The following is a 19,723-nucleotide window of genomic DNA, read 5'->3' as shown; positions in this document are numbered from 1 at the left end:
GAGAAGGGGCAATGAAGATCGTCCTCGTCAGGCACGGACAGACCGCGGCGAATCGGGCGCATGCCCTGGACACTGCCCGACCAGGATTGCCACTCACCGAAGAGGGCCTTTCACAAGCCGAGGCCTTGGCTCAGCGCTGGGAAGAGGAAGTGGCTGAGCCGCCAACAGTGATCGCTGTTTCCCCTTTGACGCGCACACGCCAGACGGCTGCGCCTCTGGCACGCAAATACGGTCTCCAGCCGCTCATCAGACCGGGGATTCGTGAGCTGCGTTCCGGTGATATCGAGATGAACGCCAACGCGTTTTCCGATTCCGTCTACATCGAGGGTACCGGCGCCTGGGCGTATGGCCTGAAGCACTACCGCATGGGCGGGGGAGAAAACGGTGTGGAGGCCCTCGCCCGGGCTCTCCCCGTCGTCCTTGAAGTGGCCCACATTGTCAAAGAAGAAGATCCGAGGGGAGTTGGGGTGATCGTCGCTCATGGCGCGATGCTGCGTCTCCTCGCCTCATCCCTCGCGGACAATATCGAGGGCGAACTCGTCATGACCCATTACATGGGGAATACCGGAACCGTTGTCCTGCAATGGCCCGAAGACTTGGAGGTAAAGCAGGCGGGGCAGCTGCTCGGGGCACTCACAGCCCTGACGTGGAATGATCGAAGAGTCAAAGACTGGGAATACTGAGCGGGGGAACAGCTCAGTAAGAAGAGGCTGAGAAACGGCGGAAAACCGAAGAAGAGGTCGCCTGAAAAATAGTGGCACAAGAACCGAAGCGAAACGCAAGGGCGAGTCTAGGTCGAGCGCGGGGCCGGGGCGGCGCGGGGGAGGTGTGCAGGTCGAGCGCGGAGGAGAGCCCGGGCCAGCGTCGCCTCCCTGTCACGAAGTGGGCTTCGTCTGCTCGCCCAGGGGAGTCACAGTGAAAGGGAAGCCCCGATACCGCATGTAATCGGACAATTCCTCGCGGTGATTCTCACAGGCCAGCCAGGTCTTGGAATCCGACCAGGGGATCTTCGGATTTGTCCAGGTGATCTGCAAAGTCGCGGGCCGGGAACATTCCCTCGCCGCGCAGATCCCATCTTCGGGGCCACGAGCCAATGCCATTCGTTTACCTCCTGCACTGATGCACTGTAGTGTTCGGCCATGAGCTTGCAAACCCTTGTCCTCGTCAGACACTCTGACGCGGAACATTATGCTGCCTCCGATAGGCAACGCGATCTCACGGGCATGGGGCGGCTTCGGGCTCAACATTTGGGAGCCCTCCTTGAGACGCGGATCCAAAAAGCGGACCTCGCACTCGTCTCGGATGCGCTCAGGGCCAGGCGTACTCTTGAAAAGATCCGAGAGTATCTGCCGGTCGCTGACACCCAAATCGAATGCGCCCTCTACACAGCGGACGCTCCTGAACTTATTGACATGGCAGTGGAGTCTCACGCCCGGACCCTGCTCATCGTCGGACATGAGCCGACGATTTCTGAAACCGGCTACTTCATTGGAGATGATTCGGCGAAGGAAGAGCTGCGCAGGGGAGTGAAAACCGCAACGGCCCTCATCATTGAGATCCCCGATGCGAGCCGTCCTCTGATTGGCGCAGAACTGAGTGTTGAAACCCTATGCGCCCCCACGCGCTTGTGAACCCTTCGTGAAGAGGGAGGGCTTGTTGAGGCAAGCGCCAAGCCGGGGCTAGGAAAAGTGCGAAGACCTCAAGGATAGAGCGCGGTGTGCTGAGGGCACAGGTGCACTGTGCTGAGGGGGGCAAGTTGGCGTCCACAGGGGCGAAGACCTTCGAGCATCGCCTAAGGAAGGCCCGGACATCCCCTCGACTGGCACAAAGAGAATCCCGGCCTTCCTCGACGAGCATCAAGAGAAGCCCGGCCTGCCAGCCGCGTAGCGTTCAGGCACTTCCTGTGATCTTTCAAGGAAAACCTTCCACTTTTCAAGCGCTGGAAGGAGGATGCGAGGAAGGTCCGGCTACTATGGGCAAGTATTCAATCCACCCCAAAAGGGAGCACTGATGTCGGGACACTCTAAGTGGGCGACCACCAAGCATAAGAAAGCAGCGATCGACGCCAAGCGTGGCAAACTCTTCGCACGCCTCATCAAGAACATTGAGGTCGCGGCCCGCACCGGAGGCGGCGACCCCGCAGGCAACCCGACCCTGTTCGACGCAATCCAGAAGGCGAAGAAGAATTCGGTGCCCGCCGACAACATCACGCGCGCCGTCAAGCGCGGCTCGGGCGCTGAAGCCGGTGGCGCGAACTACGAGACGATCATGTACGAGGGCTACGGCCCGGGCGGCGTCGCCTTCTACGTCGAGTGCCTCACCGATAACCGCAATCGCGCGGCCTCCGATGTTCGCCTCGCCTTCACTCGCGCGGGCGGTTCCATGGCCGACCCCGGTTCGGTGGCCTTCCTCTTCTCCCGCCGCGGCATCGTCGAGGTCGCAGCGGCTGAGGGCGTTGATGAAGATTCCATTATGGAGGCTGTCCTCGAGGCTGGAGCTGAAGAAGTTGAGGACCTGGGAGGCGGCTTCGTCATCGAATCTGATCCTTCCGATGTCGTCGAGGTCCGCAAGGCCCTTCAGGCGGCGGGCATTGATTACGACTCGGCCGAAGTCCAATTCGTTGCCGCAACCGAGGTCGAGCTCGACCTTGAGGGTGCTGTGAAGGTTCAGCGCCTCGTTGACGCCCTCGAAGACTCCGATGACGTGCAGAACATCTACCACAATATGACGGTCTCGGATGAGGTCCGGGCCCAACTCGAAGAGGAGGAGTGACGATGGTCGCCACCAGCACTCGCGAAATTGGAACTCCCCAGGTGAAACGGGGAATGGCGCAGATGCTCAAGGGCGGCGTCATCATGGATGTCGTCACCCCCGAGCAGGCGAAGATCGCGGAAGACGCCGGTGCGGTCGCCGTTATGGCACTTGAACGCGTGCCCGCCGATATTCGCGCTCAGGGCGGCGTGGCCCGCATGTCCGACCCGGATCTCATTGAGGGCATCATTGACGCCGTTTCGATCCCCGTCATGGCAAAGGCCCGCATCGGCCACTTCGTCGAAGCACAGGTCCTCGAGTCCCTCGGAGTTGACTACATCGACGAGTCCGAGGTCCTCACCCCCGCCGACTACACGCATCACATCGACAAGTGGAACTTCACGGTTCCTTTCGTGTGCGGTGCGACGAATCTTGGCGAAGCTCTGCGTCGCATCAACGAGGGCGCAGCAATGATCCGTTCTAAGGGCGAGGCCGGGACCGGTGATGTCTCGAACGCGACGACCCACATGCGTCAGATCCGCGACGAAATCCGTCACTTGACGAGCCTGCCCGAAGATGAGCTCTACGTGGCCGCGAAGGAACTTCAGGCTCCTTATGAGCTCGTCGCCGAGGTGGCCCGCGAGGGACGCCTGCCCGTCGTCTTGTTCACCGCAGGAGGCATCGCCACCCCAGCGGATGCGGCGATGATGATGCAGCTCGGCGCGGAGGGCGTTTTCGTGGGTTCTGGCATCTTCAAGTCCGGGGACCCGGCGAAGCGCGCCGCCGCGATCGTCAAGGCGACGACCTTCTACGACGATCCGAAGGTCATTGCAGAGGTTTCACGGGGCCTGGGTGAGGCGATGGTCGGCATCAACGTTGACGATGTGCCGGTGAGCCACCGTCTGGCGGAACGCGGATGGTGACCATCGGTGTTCTCGCCCTGCAAGGCGATGTCGATGAGCATATGCGGGCGCTGGAGAGATCCGGCGCCCGCGCGCTTCGCGTCCGCAGAGCAGATGAACTCGAGCAGATCGAAGGTCTGATCATCCCCGGTGGGGAGTCGACGACCATGTCGAAGCTCTTGACCTCCTTCGGCCTGTTTGACCCCCTCGCGCAGCGGATCCGTTCCGGCCTTCCCGTGTGGGGTACCTGCGCGGGCATGATCATGCTGGCCTCAAGCATCCTCGACGGTCGTGAGGATCAGCGCAGTTTCGGGGCGCTCGACATGGTGGTGAGGCGCAACGCTTTTGGCCGACAGTTCGACTCCTACGAGGAGGACCTTCAGATCAGGGGAGTCGAAGGGGGCCCTTTTCACGCTGTCTTCATCCGCGCGCCCTGGGTGGAATCCCTCGGCGAGGGCGTCGAGGTGCTCGCCAGGGCCGACAACAGCGAGGATGGTCCGATTGTCGCGGTGCGCAAGGGACCTTTCATGGCATGTTCTTTCCACCCCGAACTTGGGGGAGATGACCGTATGCACGCTCTTTTCATTTCGATCGTGGAGGAGTCAACCAGGTGAGGGTCATGGGCATCGACCCGGGACTGACGCGCTGTGGACTTGGTGTCGTTGACGTTGATGCTTCGCGTCGGGCCAGGCTCGTGCACGTCGACGTTGCCCGCTCGGACAAGGATCTTGCCACCCATTTCAGGCTGCGCACGATCGCGGATGCGATCGACGAGGTCATCCGCATGTACAAGCCTGAGGTCGTTGCGATTGAACGAGTTTTCGCTCAGGAGAACCTCCAGTCCGTGACGACAACGATGCAGGTGATGGGTGCGGCAATGACCTGCGTTGGTCGTGCAGGCCTGCCGATGGCGGTGCATACGCCCTCGGAGGTGAAATCAGCGGTGTCGGGCAATGGGAAAGCAGGGAAAACACAGGTGCAGGCGATGGTCCAAAGGATCCTCGGTCTCGATACGCCGCCCAAACCAGCTGACGCTGCTGATGCTCTCGCGATCGCGATCTGTCACGCGTGGCGGGGGACCGGTCTGCTTGGCGCTGGGGATGACTCATCGGTGACGGTGTCGCTGTCCGGGCGTCTGACCTCGAAGGGGAGGATGACTCCGGCGCAAAAAGCCTGGGCAGAGGCACAGGCCGCGCAACGCCGTACGGGTGCCGTCGACCCGAGGCTGCGCCGAAGCTAGGATCGTACATATGTTCGTATCAGGAGTTGAAGAAGGGAATCACCCGTGATCGCTCAACTCACCGGTCGAGTCCTTCACACTGGCCTCGATTCACTCATCCTCGGAGTCGGAGGGATTGGCTTTTCAATCCACGTCGTACCGGCCTTCGCACAAACACTCAGCAGGGGAGAGGAAACGACGGTCCACACGAGCCTCATCGTCAGAGAAGACTCAATGACCCTCATGGGTTTTGCTTCCGCAGATGAACGAGAGGTATTCACGACCCTGCTCACGGTCTCCGGTATTGGACCGAGGATCGCCCTTGCGGCCCTCGCGGTCCTGTCTCCCGATGAACTGCGCCGAGCCGTGCGCGATCAGGATCTTCCCACTCTTCAAAAGATCCCCGGGGTGGGAAAGAAGTCCGCTCAAAGGATGGCCCTCGAAATCGGCGACAAACTCGGAATGCCCGCGCACCTGGACTCGCCGAGCCCAGCGACGAGCGCCCCCCACTTCGGCGCAGTCGAGTCGGAGGTGAAGAGCGCCCTTGTCTCCCTCGGCTGGTCGGAGTCACAAGCCCAGGGAGCCATCGACGCTCTGGGCGGCCAGGGCCTGGGAGCCTCGGATCTTTTGCGCGCTGCCCTCGTGAAGCTCGGTGGTGATCGTGGCTGAATTCGACGAGACCTCCGAGGCCACCCGGATTGTCGCCCCGGACGCGGGTGAACTCGAGCGCGCCGCAGAAGCAGCACTGAGGCCCAAACGCCTGAGTGAATTCGTTGGCCAACAGGTCGTGCGCAACCAACTCCAACTCGTCCTCGACGCCGCCAGGGGCAGGGCAGTGGCACCGGATCATGTGCTCCTCGCAGGACCACCGGGCCTGGGAAAAACGACCTTGGCAATGATCATCGCCGCCGAAATGGGAACCTCTTTGCGCCTCACCTCGGGACCTGCGATCCAGCACGCTGGTGATCTCGCAGCGATCCTCTCGGGTCTGCAAGAAGGTGATGTCCTGTTCATTGACGAGATCCACCGCCTGGCACGCACTGCCGAAGAGATGCTCTACCTCGCGATGGAGGACTTTCGTGTCGATGTCGTCGTCGGCAAGGGGCCGGGTGCGACCTCGATCCCTCTGACCCTGCCTCCTTTCACCGTCGTAGGCGCGACAACTCGTTCGGGCTTGCTTCCCGCACCGCTGCGTGACCGTTTCGGCTTCACCGCCCACCTGGAGTTTTACACGACGAGTGAGTTGGAGTCGGTCGTCACCCGCTCCGCGGAGCTACTCGGAGCGCCCCTGGATGCGAAGGCAGCCCATGAGATCGCTTCGCGTTCGCGCGGCACGCCCCGAATCGCGAACCGTCTCTTGCGAAGGGTTGTCGACTATGCGCAGGTTCGGGGAAGTGGCGTTCTTGACCTTGAAGCCGCCCAGGGGGCGCTTGAGCTTTTCGAAGTGGACCGATCAGGCTTGGATCGCTTGGACCGTGCTGTTCTTGAGGCGATCTGTCGGCGCTTCGCCGGTGGGCCGGTCGGATTGACAACTCTCGCGGTGACTGTCGGAGAGGAAGCAGAAACGGTTGAGACCGTTGCCGAACCGTATCTCGTGCGCGAGGGCTTCCTGGTACGCACCAACCGGGGGCGCGCGGCAACGGGGAAAGCTTGGGCTCATCTGGGCTTGACGCCTCCGCAAGAATCGACACTTTTCGGCTAATTACGTACGCTGTCTTCGCGCGAGACCGCTTAGGGCATTACACTGGCGCGGGCGCACTACGCGCACCCTGACGACGAAAGAGGCACCCTGTGGCATCGTTCCTTCAGCAATACTCCACGCTGATCCTCATCGGCATCGGGCTCATCGCCATGTTCTGGTTCTCGAGCCGTTCACGCCAGAAGATGGCTGCCCAGCAGGAAGAACGGAGGAAGACGCTCGCCGAGAAGCTCGTTCCGGGAGCCTGGGTCCACACCGCCGTCGGATTCTGGGGGCGTTTCGTTGACGAGGACGGCGATGTGATCGTCCTTGAAACCTCTGACGGCACCGAAATGTACTGGGACCGACAGATGATCCGCGAGGTCGGAGTTGAACCGCCTTTCGCGACCGATGAGGACGAAGAGCTTGATGAGGCTGAGTCGGACACTCCGATCCTCGGCATGAACGACCCCGAGACGTCGACTGGCGCCTCTGAGAACAAGTGAACTCCCGCGAAACGGGATACCTGGAGAACAACCGTGTCAACTCGTAAGCGCCGACCCGTGCGCTCGCTCGTCACACTGATCGTCGCGATGCTCGCGGCAGTGGCGGCGCTCGTTATCGGCAACACAACCAAGGGGACACCACTGGTCCCCTCACTCGCGCTCGACCTTCAAGGTGGCACCCAGCTTATTCTGAGGCCGACCTCCACTCAGGCTGATGAGCGGGCGATCACCGAAGAGGACCTCAATCAGGCGATCTCGATCATCCGCAATAGGATCGACGCTTCTGGCGTATCCGAATCCGAGATCACCTCGATGGGTTCGGAGAACATCGTTGTTTCGATCCCGGGAACTCCCTCACAGGAGACCTTGGACCTGATCCGCTCCTCTTCGCAGATGAACTTCCGACCGGTCCTCCAGATGGGAGTCGCCCAGACGAGTGCGGCTGCTCTCAAGCAGGCTGAGGCGAATGCTTCGGGCAATGGCGCTCAGCCGGAGGCACAATCAGGTGACGAGGCTAGCCAGTCCGATCCCTCTGCACAGGATTCGGCTCAGTCCGCCCAATCCGGCCAGTCCGCAGATTCGGGTCAATCTGATGAGATGATCTCCACCGCCCTCGACGAGGCGAGCGCAATGACTCTTGCCGACCGCAATCAAGATGGCGTCCTTTCCGACACTCCCGAATCTGAACCGGAGAACGCCTCCTCGCTGGCGTGGGTGACCGAACAGGCGCTCTTCGACTTTTTCACCCTGGACTGCACGGCTCAGGCCTCCAACCAGGAGGGCCCGGCCGATAAGCCTTTCGCGGCCTGCGATGAGAACGGCTCAATCAAGTACATTCTTGGCCCGGTGACGGTCGCAGGTGCGAATCTCGACACCGCCTCGGCAGGGCAGATCACGAACTCCACTGGTCAGACGACCGGACAGTGGGGCGTGGACCTCCAATTCGACTCCGAGGGCACTCAAGCTTTCGCCGAGTCGTCGAAGATCCTGTATTCCTTCCACGATCAGGATCCTCAAGGTAAATCCCTGATGAACACCCCCGACCGCAATCACTTCGCGGTCGTGCTCGACGGCACCGTCATCACAGCTCCTTCCATGAATGCGATCATTTCTGATGGTCGAGCACAGATCTCAGGAAGCTTCACCGCGAAGTCGGCGTCCGCCCTCGCCAACCAGCTGAGCTTTGGGTCGCTGCCCTTGAACTTCGAGGTCCAGTCCGAGCAGCGCATTTCCGCGACCCTCGGTTCTGATCATCTCGAGAAGGGCCTCCTTGCCGGGTTGATCGGCCTCCTCCTCGTCATCGTCTACCTGATCTGGCAGTACCGTGGTCTGGCGATCATCTCGGGTGGTTCGCTTGTCGTTGCCGCGGTCGCAACCTACCTCGTCATCACCTTGCTCTCGGGCGGTATCGGATACCGGCTTTCCCTCGCGGGCGTCGCGGGCCTCATCATGGCGGTCGGCGTGACGGCGGACTCCTTCATCGTCTACTTCGAACGAGTCAGGGACGAGGTCCGTGACGGACGCCCCCTCCAAGCAGCGGTCGACGAGGGCTGGGATCGCGCCAAACGCACGATCGTCGTTTCCGACATGGTGAACATTGTCGCCGCTGTTGTTCTCTACCTGCTCGCCGTCGGTGGCGTTCAAGGTTTCGCCTTCACCCTTGGCGTGACGACCGTCATCGACCTTTTCGTGATTTTCATGTTCACCCATCCGATGATGGAGCTTCTCATCGCAACCCGTTTCTTCGGTGAAGGACATCCTCTTTCAGGTCTTGACCCTGAGCACCTGGGCGCGAAGAGCGGCCTCGTGTACGCGGGGCGGGGCCGGGTGGTGTCGCGAGGCTCCCTCGACTCCTCAGACTCTTCCTCTGCTTCACCCAAGGGCAGCGAGGCGGGCACGTCCATTGCGGCCCGTCGCCGCCAAGAGCGACTGGCTCGTCAGGAGGCCTTGAAAGCTAAAGGCGGAGTTTCCACCACCGACACGCAAGGGGATAAGCGATGATGTCCTTCGCCCAGTGGGGCAACGCCCTCTACTCCGGTGACAAGTCCTACGCTGTCGTTCCGAAGCGCAAGGTTTTCGTCTCCCTGGCGGCCGCAGTCATCGTCGTGGGGCTCATGCTCGCAGCCGCGATCGGATTCAATCGTTCGATCGAGTTCACCGGCGGCGCACAATTCGATGTCACGAATGTCTCCGACCAGTCTGAGGCGAAGGCTTCTGACATCGTGACGGGAACCGGCCTCGTGCCGAACGCGAAGGTCACGCGGGTCGGCACAAACGGGGTCCGCATCCAAACCGAATCTCTCGATTCGGATCAGACCGCCCAAGTCCGAGACGCCCTTGTTTCCGCCTACGGAGTGGACGCCTCCGATGTGCAGTCCTCGACAATCGGCCCCTCCTGGGGTAAGTCGGTGACGACGAAGGCCCTTCAATCACTTGTCATCTTCATGGCCCTGATCGCCGTGCTCATGACCGTGTACTTCCGCTCGTGGACGATGGCCGCCGCAGCGCTCCTCGCGCTCGTGCACGACATCGCGGTGACCTTCGCCGTTTTCGTCATTACCCAGGTGGAGGTCTCCCCGGCGACGGTGATTGGTTTCCTCACAATCCTCGGATACTCGCTCTACGACACTGTCGTGGTCTTCGATAAGGTCCGTGAGCTTACGCGTGACGTGTATGACCAGAAGCGCTTCACCTTCGCGGAGTTCGTGAACCTTGCGGTGAATCAGACGATGGTGCGTTCGATCAACACCTCGGTGGTTGCCCTCTTGCCCGTCGGCGCGATCCTCATCATCGGTTCGCTGCTCTTAGGCACAGGCACCCTCACGGACATTTCCCTGGCGCTTTTTGTCGGCATGATCGCGGGGACGTACTCTTCGATCTTCATCGCCTCACCCTTGCTCGTTATGCTGCAGGAGCGGATGAAGAAGACGCGTGAGCATGATGGGATCGTGGCGAAGGACCGTCAGGCCCGCGCAGCTGATTCCTCTCAGGGGACTCCCGCCCCTGTGAAGGTCGCGCCCGTCGTTGCGGGACGTCGTCTCTCGAATGCACACCAACCCAAGAGGAAGAAGACTCAACGATGAGCGGTGAACTCGGCGACCACGTCGGCGAACTGGTCTCAGCGAACCTCGGACTGATCCCGGACTTTCCCGAGCCGGGAGTCCTGTTTCGCGACATCACCCCCTTGATTGCGAACGGCACCGCCTTTAGGGAACTCATGCAGGTCCTGGGGGAGCGCTACGCGGGCAAGATCGACGCCGTTGCCGGACTTGAATCCCGCGGTTTCATCCTCGGTGCTCCGCTGGCCACCGAATTGGGGATCGGCATGTTGACGATCCGCAAAGCGGGCAAGCTCCCGGGCCACGTGATCGGTGTTGACTACGCTTTGGAGTACGGGAGCGCACGCATGGAGATCCGCCCCGAATCGGTGACTCCGGGGGCCAGGGTCCTCATCGTTGATGATGTTCTCGCGACTGGAGGCACGGCCGGAGCCTCAGTGGATCTGCTGCGTCAATGCGGAGCTGAGGTCGCTACGGTTGCGGTCCTCCTTGAACTCGAGGCTTTCTCGGGTCGGAAAGTCCTTGCGGACAAGGGAGTTTCGGTGGAATCGGCGCTCCTCGTCTGAACTCGTCCGGGGCATATGGCAGATCACAACTGAGTATGATGTGGTCATGACAGACCAGAACTCGGCCCCAGCTTCAAAGCCGCCCGTGGCCGGATCTCTTGTGAGATCCGGCCTCGTGTGGTTCGGGGCGCGCTCGCGCCAGACAATTCCTGAGATCGATCCCCTGGTCAGGGCCTTGAGGGCGAACCACCCGAAGGCTGATGTTTCTGTCATCGAACGCGCGTATCGCACGGCGGAGAAACAACATCGCACTCAAGTGCGCAAATCGGGTGAACCTTACATCACCCATCCCGTTGCGGTCGCAACGATCCTCGCGGAAATGGGGATGACGACCCCCACCCTGGTTGCCGCCCTCCTGCACGACACGGTGGAGGATACGGATTACACACTCGATCAGCTTCGCGCGGAGTATGGCGATGCCATCGCGCAACTCGTTGACGGGGTGACGAAGCTCGACAAGATCCGATACGGCTCCGCCGCTCAGTCGGAGACCCTGCGCAAGATGCTCGTCGCAATGAGCCGCGACATTCGAGTTCTCCTCATCAAACTCGCCGACCGCCTCCACAATGCGAGGACCTGGCGTTTCGTGCCCGCCAAATCTGCACAGGCGAAAGCCCGAGAGACCCTCGAGATCTATTCTCCACTCGCACATCGCCTCGGAATGAACATGGTGAAGTGGGAACTCGAAGAGCTCTCCTTCAAAACTCTGTATCCGGAGATTTACGCTGAGATCGACCGCCTGGTCGCCGAGCGCGCCCCGCAGCGCGACGTCTACCTGCGCGATGTCATCTCTCAGATTGAAGAGGATTTGCGCCGCTCGGGAACGAAGGGAACGGTGAGCGGACGACCGAAGAACCACTATTCGATCTACCAGAAGATGATCGTCAGGGGGAAAGCTTTCGACGAGATCTTCGACCTTGTCGCGGTGAGGGTTCTTGTGGAGTCCGTGAAGGACTGCTACGCGGTCCTGGGTGCTCTGCACGGCCATTGGAACCCAATTCCTGGCCGCTTCAAGGACTACATCGCGATGCCGAAGTTCAATCTCTACCAGTCCTTGCATACGACGGTCGTGGGCCCGGGCGGCAAACCGGTGGAGATTCAGATCCGGACTTTCGAAATGCATGAGCGCGCCGAGCATGGTGTTGCCGCGCACTGGAAGTACAAGCAGAACCCGAATGCGACAGGTGCGGACGGGGATCGGATGACTTCCGATGAGCAGGCGAATTGGCTGCGCGCCCTCGTCGAGATGGAAAGGGAGACCGGCGACCCTGAGGAGTTCCTCGACTCTTTGCGTTATGAGATCGCCGGCGATGAGGTCTACATCTTCACGCCGAAGGGCGAGGTCGTGGTCCTTCCTGCACGTTCGACCCCCGTTGACTTCGCCTATGCGGTTCATACCGAGGTCGGCCACCGCACAGTTGGTGCGAAGGTCAATGGTCGCCTCGTCTCCCTCGATACGCGTCTCGAGTCCGGGGAGACGGTGGAGGTCGTGACCTCTAAGTCGGATAAGGCCGGCCCTTCACGCGATTGGCTGGCTTTCGTGGCTTCGCCTCGGGCGCGCTCGAAGATCAAGTCGTGGTTCTCGAAGGAACGGCGTGAGGAGGCGACCGAGGACGGGAAGGAAGCGCTTGCGAGGGCGATGCGCAAGCAGAACCTTCCCCTGCAGCGACTCATGAACCATGAGTCGATCCTGTCGGTGGCGAATTCTTTGGGTTACCCGGATGTTTCTGCGCTGTATGCGGCTGTCGGTGAGAACCAGGTATCGCCGCAGAACGTCGTCTCGAAGCTCGTGGAGAACCTGGGCGGGGGAGACGGCACTGAAGAGACCCTGTCGGAGGGCATCACCCCGGGGCTGACGCGTCCGAACCCGCAGATCGGAAGCGATTCGGGGATTAGTGTCGCGGGAATGGATGCGAAAGACATCTGGGTGAAGCTCGCGAAATGCTGCACCCCGGTTCCAGGCGATGAGGTTGTCGGATTTATTACGCGTGGGCAGGGGGTTTCTGTTCACCTCGCCTCGTGCCATAACGCCGTGCGTCTCAAAGAGCTTCAGCCTGAACGTTTCGTTGATGTGAAGTGGGCCGAGGGCGTGAGCGGCCAGGTCTTCAGGGTGCGGATCCAGGTGCGTGCTCTGGACCGTGCAGGTTTGCTTTCCGATCTGACGAAGGTCATGAGCGACTATCGGGTCAATCTTGTCTCGGCCTCGATGAACACCTCCGCCGATCAGGTGTCAGTTGCGCGCTTCTCTTTCGAAATGGCGGATATGGGGCATTTGAATGCTGTGCTCGCTGCGCTTCGGCGAGTCGATAGTGTTTTTGAGGCTGTTCGTTTGACCGGCGAGAACGGCGTGTGACGCGCTGAACGCCCTGAAGAAGTCTCGAAGGAGAAAACGGGGTTCAATACTCGGGCCCGTGGGCCGTAGACTAGGAGAAGTGCGCCACATTGGCGCGCCGAGCGCTACACAGCGTGGAGCCTCATCCATGCACGGGTGCTGAGCACCCCAAACCCCTGAAGGAACATTGTGACCACGACGCCGAACGAGCAGACCACCGCTTCGCTTCCCGAGTCCACTGAGCCCGCCGCCCCCACTCTCGGAGTCGACGCTCCCCAAGCGGCTCCCAGCGAACCCCGGACCCACGAGTTCGGTCGGATTGACGAGGCCGGAACGGTCTACGTCCGTGAGGGTGAGAACGAACGCGTGATCGGTGCCTATCCGGAGGGCGTTCCCGCAGAGCCTTTCGCCCTTTATGAGCGTCGTTTCGCCGATCTTGAGGCGACGGTGAAGCTTTTCGAGGACCGTTTGGCGACACTGTCTCCGAAGGACATCGACTCGACACTGGAGACCATCAAACAGGCTGTTGAAGCTCCGCAGGCCCTCGGCGATCTTGCGGCTCTGCGTGCCCGCGTCGAAGCGGTCGCGCTTCGAGCCGTTGAACGCAAGGAACAGGCCCGAGCTGAACGCGCCGCCGCCCGCGAAGAGGCCCTCGCAGCACGAACGAAGGTCGTTGAGCGGGCCGAAGAGATCGTCGCCCAGGATCCTGAGCACACTCATTGGAAGCGCTCGGGCCAAGAGCTGCGTGATCTACTCGAAGAATGGAAGAACCTGCAGCGCAAGGGCCCGCGCCTCGACAAATCGACCGAGGACGAACTGTGGAAGCGTTTCTCAGCTGCTCGCACCCAGTTCGATCGTCATCGTCGCCAGTACTTCTCCGCCCTCGACCAGGCCCAGTCTGAGGCGAAGCGCATCAAGGAGGCCCTCATCGCCGAGGCCGAGGCCCTCCAGACTTCAACTGATTGGGGCGCGACTTCAGGAGCCTACCGGGAGCTGATGAACCGTTGGAAGGCCGCGCCGCGCGCCTCCCGCAAGGAAGACGACGCTTTGTGGGCGCGCTTCCGCGCCGCTCAACAGGTCTTCTTCGATGCTCGCCGCGCGAAGGATGAGGCTACGGACTTGGAGTACCGGGAAAATCTCCTCGCGAAGGAGGCCCTCGCTGACGAGGCTGAGAAGATCCTCCCGATTGAGAATCTTGAGGCTGCGAAGACTGCGCTGCGCTCCATTCAGGATCGTTGGGATGAGGTGGGGCGCGTTCCTTCTTCGGACCTGCATCGTATCGAGGGACGCCTACGCGCGGTCGAAACGGCGATCCGCGACGCCGAAGAGTCTGAATGGCGTCGCTCGAACCCGGAGACTCGTGCACGCGCCCAGGGCATGCTCGGCCAACTCGAATCCCAGCTCGCCTCTCTCGAAGCAGAACTCAAGGCCGCTGAGGAACGTGGCGACGAGAAGAAGGCGAAGTCCTTGTCGGAGGCCATCGAGACGAAGCGCGCGTGGCTCGCTCAGATCAACTCCTCCATCCAGTGATGCGTCTCCACGTCATTACCTCGCGATTCTTCGCGGCGAACTGCGTCGTGATTGTCGCGCAGGATTCGGATCGTGCGCTCGTCGTGGATCCTTCTGCGGGCATCCGCAAAGAGATCCGCACGGTCCTTGAGGCTGAGGGCGCTTCGGTGGCCGGGGTCCTGGCGACGCATGGGCATCCCGATCATGTGTGGGATTGTGCCGAGATTGCATCGTGGGCGGGTGAAGTACCTGCTCCCGTGTGGATCCCTGGACCGGATCGATACCGTATGGAAGATCCTCTCGCTCATGTGGGCATGCCGGCCCCCTTGGAGCTGTGCACTTGGCGTGAGCCGAGTGATCTTCGTGATTTCCCTGCGGGCTCGGTCGAACTGGTTGAGGGCTTGTGGATGAAGATGGTCCCCGCGCCCGGACACACGGAGGGCTCGTCCGTGTTCATCGGCCACTGCGATTTCGAGGTGCTCGCCAAGGAGCGCGTCATCGCCTCTTCGCAGGTGCCTGCGCCCTGGGCTCTTGCCGGTGATGTGATTTTTGCCGGTTCTGTGGGACGCACGGACCTTCCCGGTGGGGATGAGTATCAGATGCGTCATTCACTCAGGACGCTGTCGAATGCTCTCGACCCGGAAACGCTCCTCATCCCCGGGCACGGTCCGATCACTTCTCTTGCCCGTGAGATCGAAACGAACCCATATCTGCGAAGGGCACGCCAGATCGGCTGAGCCGGGGGAGTGACAAGGCCCTTCTCGGGGTCGGATTCTTGTGGACGTGCGTGTCGTGGAACAATGGCTTCCATGGCACGCACGTCTCTTTCCGGCTTCCCCGAATGGCTCCCCGAGGGCCGCATCATTGAACAGTTCCTTCTCGACCACATTCGTGAGGTTTTCGAACTCCACGGCTTTTCCGGGATCGAGACGAGGGCGGTAGAGACTCTCGAACAACTCGAAGCAAAGGGGGAGACCTCGAAGGAGGTCTACGTCCTCGACCGCCTCCAGGCGGTGAAGGAAGCGGAAGCGGGGCGTCGTTCCTCGAAAGAGCGCCGCATGGGACTCCACTTCGACCTCACTGTTCCTTTCGCGCGCTATGTTGTCGAGAACGCGAATGAACTGGATTTCCCCTTCAAGCGCTACCAGATTCAGAAGGTGTGGCGTGGAGAACGCCCACAAGAGGGGCGTTTCCGCGAGTTCACTCAGGCGGACATTGATGTTGTGGGTGAGGGTTCGCTGCCTTTCCACTTCGAGATTGATCTTCCGCTCGTCATGGCCCAAGCCCTCGCGGGTCTTCCCATCCCGAAGGTCACGGTCCTCGTGAACAATCGCAAGGTCGTCCAAGGGGTGTGTGAGTCCCTTGGGGTTGACGATGTAGAGGCGGCGTTGCGCGGCCTCGACAAGATCGACAAGATCGGTCCCGAGGGCGTGGCCCGAGAACTGGCGGAATCGGGTATTTCAGGCGAGCAGGCCGAGACGCTTTTAGCGATGGCTCAGATCCGTTCAGCTGATCCGGCGGTGATCCGAAACCAGATTGACGCTCTTGGTGTTTCCGGAAAACTCCTGGACGACGGTGTCTCAGAGTTGTGTGCTCTCCTCGAATCGGCGGCCAGGCGTATGCCCGGAGCGATCCTCGCGGATTTGAAGATCGCGCGGGGCCTCGACTATTACACGGGGTCCGTGTATGAGTCCGTCGTTGAGGGGCATGAGGACCTCGGCTCGATCTGCTCGGGTGGTCGTTACGATTCTCTTGCGAAGGACGGCAAACGCACGTACCCGGGTGTGGGTCTGTCGATTGGTGTGTCAAGGCTCGTGTCGCGGATGATTTCTGCGCCGATGGTGAAGACGACTCGGAAAGTGCCGAGCGTTGTGCTCGTTGCCGTGAATGATGAGGCGGATCGTGCTCGTTCGGAGGACATCGCCGCTGCGCTGAGAAGCAGGGGGATTGCTGCGGATATCGCTCCGACGGCCGCGAAGTTCGGCAAGCAGATCAAGTTCGCAGATAAGAGGGGAATCCCCTTCGTGTGGTTCCCCGGCACAGATGCTCAGGGGGACACGGTGAAGGATATTCGTTCAGGCCTCCAGGTTGACGCGGATTCTTCGACGTGGATGCCATCGCAGGAGGATTTGAGGCCCCGGGTCCTTGCGCTCGACTGAAGTCTTTTCAGTGGGGTGAAGGCCTTAGAGCGGAGCGCAGACCTCGAAGCAGGCTGAAGACTTCGGAGCACGCCCACGGCTGTGCAGATTGGCCGCAGCGCTGAGGAACGGCCCGCTGGCGCTGAAATGGACGCAAAGCCGTGAAGAAGGATGACTCGTCTTCCCGAAGATCCGAACTTTTCAAGGGCAGGTTGAGCGGTTCGAGCTTGAAGAGGCGCGCGTGCCCCGGTGAGTGATCTCACCGGGGCACAGTTCTGTGTTCAGGTGAGTGGCGATTAGTCTTGAGGGGCGATAAGGCGCGCCTCCATGTTGTGATGGGCACCCGTGCGGTGAGTGTTGTGGGAGAGAGGCAGCGCCGAAGGCCCACAAGGGCCCGGCCCGGCAGTGTGCCGGCCTCGATTGACCTTCGATCCTGATAGGACCACTGTGCCCGATTTTGACGATGCGAAAATGACCGACTCCACCTCAGATCTCCACGCGGACACCAGCTTCGAGGCGGAGGAATCCACCCAGAACACCGAAGCCACGACTGTGCAGGACGATCCTGTTGTCGACTGCGAGCCAATCGACGTTCACGTCGAGGATGATTGTGCCGAAGACGATGACCTTCAAGAGGAAGACGCCCTCGCCGAAGAGGAAGAGACTCCAGCAGATGAGGAGGCCGGTGTTGCTTTCGCCGATCTCGGTCTGCCCGAGGAGATCCTTGATGCCGTGACCCGAATGGGCTTCACGACACCCACTCCGATTCAAGCTGAGGCGATCCCGGCGCTCCTCGAGCTCAACGACGTGGTGGGCATCGCCCAGACCGGAACAGGGAAAACAGCAGCTTTCGCTTTGCCGATGCTCGCGATCGTGGACGCCCAAGAGCGCGAGGCACAAGCCCTCGTCCTCGCACCGACGAGAGAACTCGCCATGCAGTCCGCGCAGGCGATTGACGACTTCGCCTCGATGACGCGGGGCCTGGACGTGGTACCCGTCTACGGCGGCTCACCTTATGGCCCGCAAATCTCCGCCCTTAAGCGTGGAGCCCAGGTCGTTGTCGGCACGCCCGGTCGCATCATCGACCTCATTGAGAAGGGCGCCCTTGATCTGTCTCAGATCCGTATGCTCGTCCTCGACGAGGCAGATGAGATGCTGCGCATGGGGTTTGCCGAGGACGTGGAGACAATCACGGCCTCCGCCCCCGATGATCGTTTGACGGCGCTTTTCTCCGCGACAATGCCTCCTGTGATTGAACGGATCGCGAACACTCACCTGAAGAACCCCGTGAGGATCGCTGTTTCTGAAGAGTCTTCAACGGTCGATACGATCCACCAGACTTACGCGGTCGTGCCTTTCAAGCACAAGCTCGGGGCCTTGACCCGTGTTCTTGCGACCCGCGCTCAACACATCGCTGAAGGACAGGAAGACGCCGACGCTGCGATCGTCTTCGTCCGCACCCGCGTCGATGTTGAGGAAGTGTCCTTGGAGATGTCCGCCCGGGGTTTTAGGGCGGCGGGCATTTCCGGTGATGTCGCGCAGACCGAAAGAGAACGCATGGTTGAGCGTCTGCGCGCGGGCACCCTCGACGTCCTCGTCGCGACGGATGTTGCCGCTCGCGGACTTGACGTGGAACGCATCTCTCTTGTGGTGAATTTCGATGTTCCCCGCGAGCCGGAAGCCTATGTTCACCGCATTGGCCGTACGGGCCGCGCCGGACGAGAGGGACGTTCCCTTACATTCTTCACGCCCCGCGAGCACGGCCGACTCCGCAGGATCGAGAAGCTGACCGGCACTCGCATGGAAGAAGTGCAGATCCCCTCACCGGCGGCGGTTTCGGAGTTCCGTGCGACCCGTCTGCTTGAAGGCTTGAACGCCCGCATCGAAAAGGGGCGCCTCGAGTTGTACAAGGGGCTGTTGGAAAAAGCGAGCGAAGAGGGGGACAACTCGATCCTCGACCTCGCAGCCGCGCTCATGGCGAACGCGGTGGGCGATGGCGGCCCCAAGCCGCGCGTCGTGAAGGATTCTCGCCCGAAGCGTTCGAAGGACGAGGGCGAACTCGACGAGAGTGGTGAATTCCTGGGTGCGAGCTTCGAAGGACGGGACAAGGACCGTCCTCTTAAGGCCGGTCGGGATTCGTCTCGACGATGCGCGCCAAGATCCTTGGGCTCTGCTGTCCGCTACCGCGTTGAGGTCGGGAAGAAGGATCACGTTAAACCTGGTTCGATCGTCGGTGCGATCGCAGGTGAAGGAGGCGTGGAAGGCCGCGATATCGGGCATATTGAAATCTTTCCGAGTTTCTCACTCGTTGAGATTTCCGGTGAGCTCAGTGAAGATCAGCTGTCTCGGATCGGCAGGGGCTACGTCCAGGGCCGTCCTCTGCGCATCCGCGTGGATGAGGGCCCCGGGAAGGGCCGCGCCGAGAGGGAGCGCTCTTTCGATAAGGCTCGACGCTTTGATCGTTCGGAACGCGAACGCGCAAAGCGGGAGCATCCCCGTCGCTATGAGAAAGGTGAGGGTTTCACGGGTTCAGATCGAGACCGGGACCATGATGGGCGTCGCGGCCTGAAGGATCGCAAGAGGCATGCGGATCAGAAAGCGGAGCGTTTTGAGAATCGACGTGGGATTCGTGGAGAGCGCGCTTCTTCCCGGTTCCGTGACGAGGAACGACGAGAGCGTTTCGATCGGGGTGCATCCCAGCGTCGCTTCGGCAAAAAGGACCGTGAAAAGCGCGGCGGCCGGGAATTCGGCCCGCGTGATCGCTGAGAGGCCCTAGCTCAGCATTTCGGAGCTTTCATTTCTTCACTTCCAGAGTTTTCGGCGGCATCGCGCTTTGAGCGGTGCCGCCGAGCATGCTGAGTAGGTGGATTAGGGGAGTCCTCTGGGTGCTATTGGTCCCCCTTAACTGGGTGCTATTGTTCCCCCTTAATGTGATTCACTGCACACTGGGATGGGCTGGTGAGTGTCTCGCGGCTGACTTCCACATGGAATCAGAGGAGATCTCCGCATTGCGCAGAGCTTTCGATGAGGGGGCCGAGACGTGTTCTCACGTCGTGGGTGGAG

The 19,723-nt window shown here is 61.1% G+C and carries 18 protein-coding genes; 17 read left to right on the top strand and 1 reads right to left on the bottom strand.

The features are described from left to right. Positions 1-11: 11 nt before the first annotated feature. On the top strand, positions 12-683 hold the full coding sequence (locus JFX23_RS00405) for a histidine phosphatase family protein (RefSeq protein ID WP_233050413.1): 672 nt from the start codon (positions 12-14) through the stop codon (positions 681-683). Between the two features lie 192 nt (positions 684-875). Here the strand turns inward: JFX23_RS00405 and JFX23_RS00400 are convergent, their stop codons facing one another. Beyond that, positions 876-1,100: a hypothetical protein gene (locus JFX23_RS00400; RefSeq protein ID WP_005963935.1), complete on the bottom strand. Its 225-nt coding sequence runs from the start codon at positions 1,098-1,100 to the stop codon at positions 876-878. Positions 1,101-1,139: 39 nt separating this feature from the next. Between JFX23_RS00400 and JFX23_RS00395 the strand changes: the two genes are divergently transcribed. From JFX23_RS00395 to JFX23_RS00320, 16 genes are all read left to right on the top strand, one after another. Then, positions 1,140-1,631, top strand: a complete 492-nt coding sequence (locus tag JFX23_RS00395; protein ID WP_198774921.1) for a SixA phosphatase family protein — start codon at positions 1,140-1,142, stop codon at positions 1,629-1,631. Between the two features lie 379 nt (positions 1,632-2,010). Then, positions 2,011-2,772, top strand: coding sequence for a YebC/PmpR family DNA-binding transcriptional regulator (locus tag JFX23_RS00390; RefSeq protein WP_198774920.1), 762 nt, complete (start codon positions 2,011-2,013; stop codon positions 2,770-2,772). Positions 2,773-2,774: 2 nt separating this feature from the next. Beyond that, positions 2,775-3,674, top strand: a complete 900-nt coding sequence (pdxS, locus tag JFX23_RS00385; RefSeq protein ID WP_005963923.1) for a pyridoxal 5'-phosphate synthase lyase subunit PdxS — start codon at positions 2,775-2,777, stop codon at positions 3,672-3,674. Continuing rightward, the gene (gene pdxT, locus JFX23_RS00380; RefSeq protein WP_198774919.1) at positions 3,668-4,267 is read left to right on the top strand and encodes a pyridoxal 5'-phosphate synthase glutaminase subunit PdxT; all 600 of its coding nucleotides are present in this window, start codon (positions 3,668-3,670) and stop codon (positions 4,265-4,267) included. Before pdxS ends, pdxT begins: the two co-directional genes overlap by 7 nt. Further along, the gene (ruvC, locus tag JFX23_RS00375; RefSeq protein ID WP_198774918.1) at positions 4,264-4,893 is read left to right on the top strand and encodes a crossover junction endodeoxyribonuclease RuvC; all 630 of its coding nucleotides are present in this window, start codon (positions 4,264-4,266) and stop codon (positions 4,891-4,893) included. Before pdxT ends, ruvC begins: the two co-directional genes overlap by 4 nt. 45 nt (positions 4,894-4,938) lie before the next feature. Further along, the gene (gene ruvA, locus JFX23_RS00370; RefSeq protein WP_198774917.1) at positions 4,939-5,541 is read left to right on the top strand and encodes a Holliday junction branch migration protein RuvA; all 603 of its coding nucleotides are present in this window, start codon (positions 4,939-4,941) and stop codon (positions 5,539-5,541) included. Next, positions 5,525-6,574, top strand: a complete 1,050-nt coding sequence (ruvB, locus tag JFX23_RS00365; RefSeq protein WP_005963913.1) for a Holliday junction branch migration DNA helicase RuvB — start codon at positions 5,525-5,527, stop codon at positions 6,572-6,574. The genes ruvA and ruvB overlap by 17 nt, the downstream gene beginning before the upstream one ends. 89 nt (positions 6,575-6,663) lie before the next feature. Then, a complete protein-coding gene (yajC, locus tag JFX23_RS00360) occupies positions 6,664-7,056 on the top strand; it encodes a preprotein translocase subunit YajC (RefSeq protein WP_005963910.1) in 393 nt (130 codons plus the stop codon). A 33-nt stretch (positions 7,057-7,089) separates the two neighbouring features. Continuing rightward, positions 7,090-9,057, top strand: coding sequence for a protein translocase subunit SecD (gene secD / locus JFX23_RS00355; RefSeq protein WP_198774916.1), 1,968 nt, complete (start codon positions 7,090-7,092; stop codon positions 9,055-9,057). Further along, positions 9,054-10,139: a protein translocase subunit SecF gene (gene secF, locus JFX23_RS00350; protein WP_005963904.1), complete on the top strand. Its 1,086-nt coding sequence runs from the start codon at positions 9,054-9,056 to the stop codon at positions 10,137-10,139. The genes secD and secF overlap by 4 nt, the downstream gene beginning before the upstream one ends. After that, positions 10,136-10,681: an adenine phosphoribosyltransferase gene (locus tag JFX23_RS00345; RefSeq protein ID WP_005963901.1), complete on the top strand. Its 546-nt coding sequence runs from the start codon at positions 10,136-10,138 to the stop codon at positions 10,679-10,681. The genes secF and JFX23_RS00345 overlap by 4 nt, the downstream gene beginning before the upstream one ends. A gap of 46 nt (positions 10,682-10,727) precedes the next feature. Next, positions 10,728-13,034, top strand: coding sequence for a RelA/SpoT family protein (locus JFX23_RS00340; protein WP_005963899.1), 2,307 nt, complete (start codon positions 10,728-10,730; stop codon positions 13,032-13,034). Positions 13,035-13,202: 168 nt separating this feature from the next. Continuing rightward, positions 13,203-14,543 (top strand): DUF349 domain-containing protein, encoded by a 1,341-nt coding sequence (locus JFX23_RS00335; RefSeq protein ID WP_198774915.1) that lies wholly within the window; start codon positions 13,203-13,205, stop codon positions 14,541-14,543. Next, on the top strand, positions 14,543-15,259 hold the full coding sequence (locus tag JFX23_RS00330) for an MBL fold metallo-hydrolase (protein WP_198774914.1): 717 nt from the start codon (positions 14,543-14,545) through the stop codon (positions 15,257-15,259). Before JFX23_RS00335 ends, JFX23_RS00330 begins: the two co-directional genes overlap by 1 nt. Before the next feature lie 72 nt (positions 15,260-15,331). Further along, positions 15,332-16,681, top strand: coding sequence for a histidine--tRNA ligase (gene hisS / locus JFX23_RS00325; RefSeq protein ID WP_198774913.1), 1,350 nt, complete (start codon positions 15,332-15,334; stop codon positions 16,679-16,681). A gap of 450 nt (positions 16,682-17,131) precedes the next feature. Next, the gene (locus JFX23_RS00320) at positions 17,132-19,426 is read left to right on the top strand and encodes a DEAD/DEAH box helicase (RefSeq protein WP_233050412.1); all 2,295 of its coding nucleotides are present in this window, start codon (positions 17,132-17,134) and stop codon (positions 19,424-19,426) included. The last annotated feature ends 297 nt before the right edge of the window (positions 19,427-19,723 follow it).

The sequence above is a fragment of the Schaalia cardiffensis genome (assembly GCF_016405145.1).
In the GTDB taxonomy this organism is placed as follows: Bacteria; Actinomycetota; Actinomycetes; order Actinomycetales; family Actinomycetaceae; genus Pauljensenia; species Pauljensenia cardiffensis.
Note: the sequence above shows the minus strand (reverse complement) of the source record. Positions and strands in the feature narration are given on the sequence as shown.

Bases quoted from the DNA above. Each gene is read 5' to 3' on its own strand.
- JFX23_RS00405 (WP_233050413.1), top strand. From the start codon at position 12: ATGAAGATCGTCCTCGTCAGGCACGGACAGACCGCGGCGAATCGGGCG.
- JFX23_RS00400 (WP_005963935.1), bottom strand. From the start codon at position 1,100: ATGGCATTGGCTCGTGGCCCCGAAGATGGGATCTGCGCGGCGAGGGAA.
- JFX23_RS00395 (WP_198774921.1), top strand. From the start codon at position 1,140: ATGAGCTTGCAAACCCTTGTCCTCGTCAGACACTCTGACGCGGAACAT.
- JFX23_RS00390 (WP_198774920.1), top strand. From the start codon at position 2,011: ATGTCGGGACACTCTAAGTGGGCGACCACCAAGCATAAGAAAGCAGCG.
- pdxS (WP_005963923.1), top strand. From the start codon at position 2,775: ATGGTCGCCACCAGCACTCGCGAAATTGGAACTCCCCAGGTGAAACGG.
- pdxT (WP_198774919.1), top strand. From the start codon at position 3,668: ATGGTGACCATCGGTGTTCTCGCCCTGCAAGGCGATGTCGATGAGCAT.
- secF (WP_005963904.1), top strand. From the start codon at position 9,054: ATGATGTCCTTCGCCCAGTGGGGCAACGCCCTCTACTCCGGTGACAAG.
- JFX23_RS00345 (WP_005963901.1), top strand. From the start codon at position 10,136: ATGAGCGGTGAACTCGGCGACCACGTCGGCGAACTGGTCTCAGCGAAC.
- JFX23_RS00340 (WP_005963899.1), top strand. From the start codon at position 10,728: ATGACAGACCAGAACTCGGCCCCAGCTTCAAAGCCGCCCGTGGCCGGA.
- JFX23_RS00330 (WP_198774914.1), top strand. From the start codon at position 14,543: ATGCGTCTCCACGTCATTACCTCGCGATTCTTCGCGGCGAACTGCGTC.
- hisS (WP_198774913.1), top strand. From the start codon at position 15,332: ATGGCACGCACGTCTCTTTCCGGCTTCCCCGAATGGCTCCCCGAGGGC.
- JFX23_RS00320 (WP_233050412.1), top strand. From the start codon at position 17,132: ATGACCGACTCCACCTCAGATCTCCACGCGGACACCAGCTTCGAGGCG.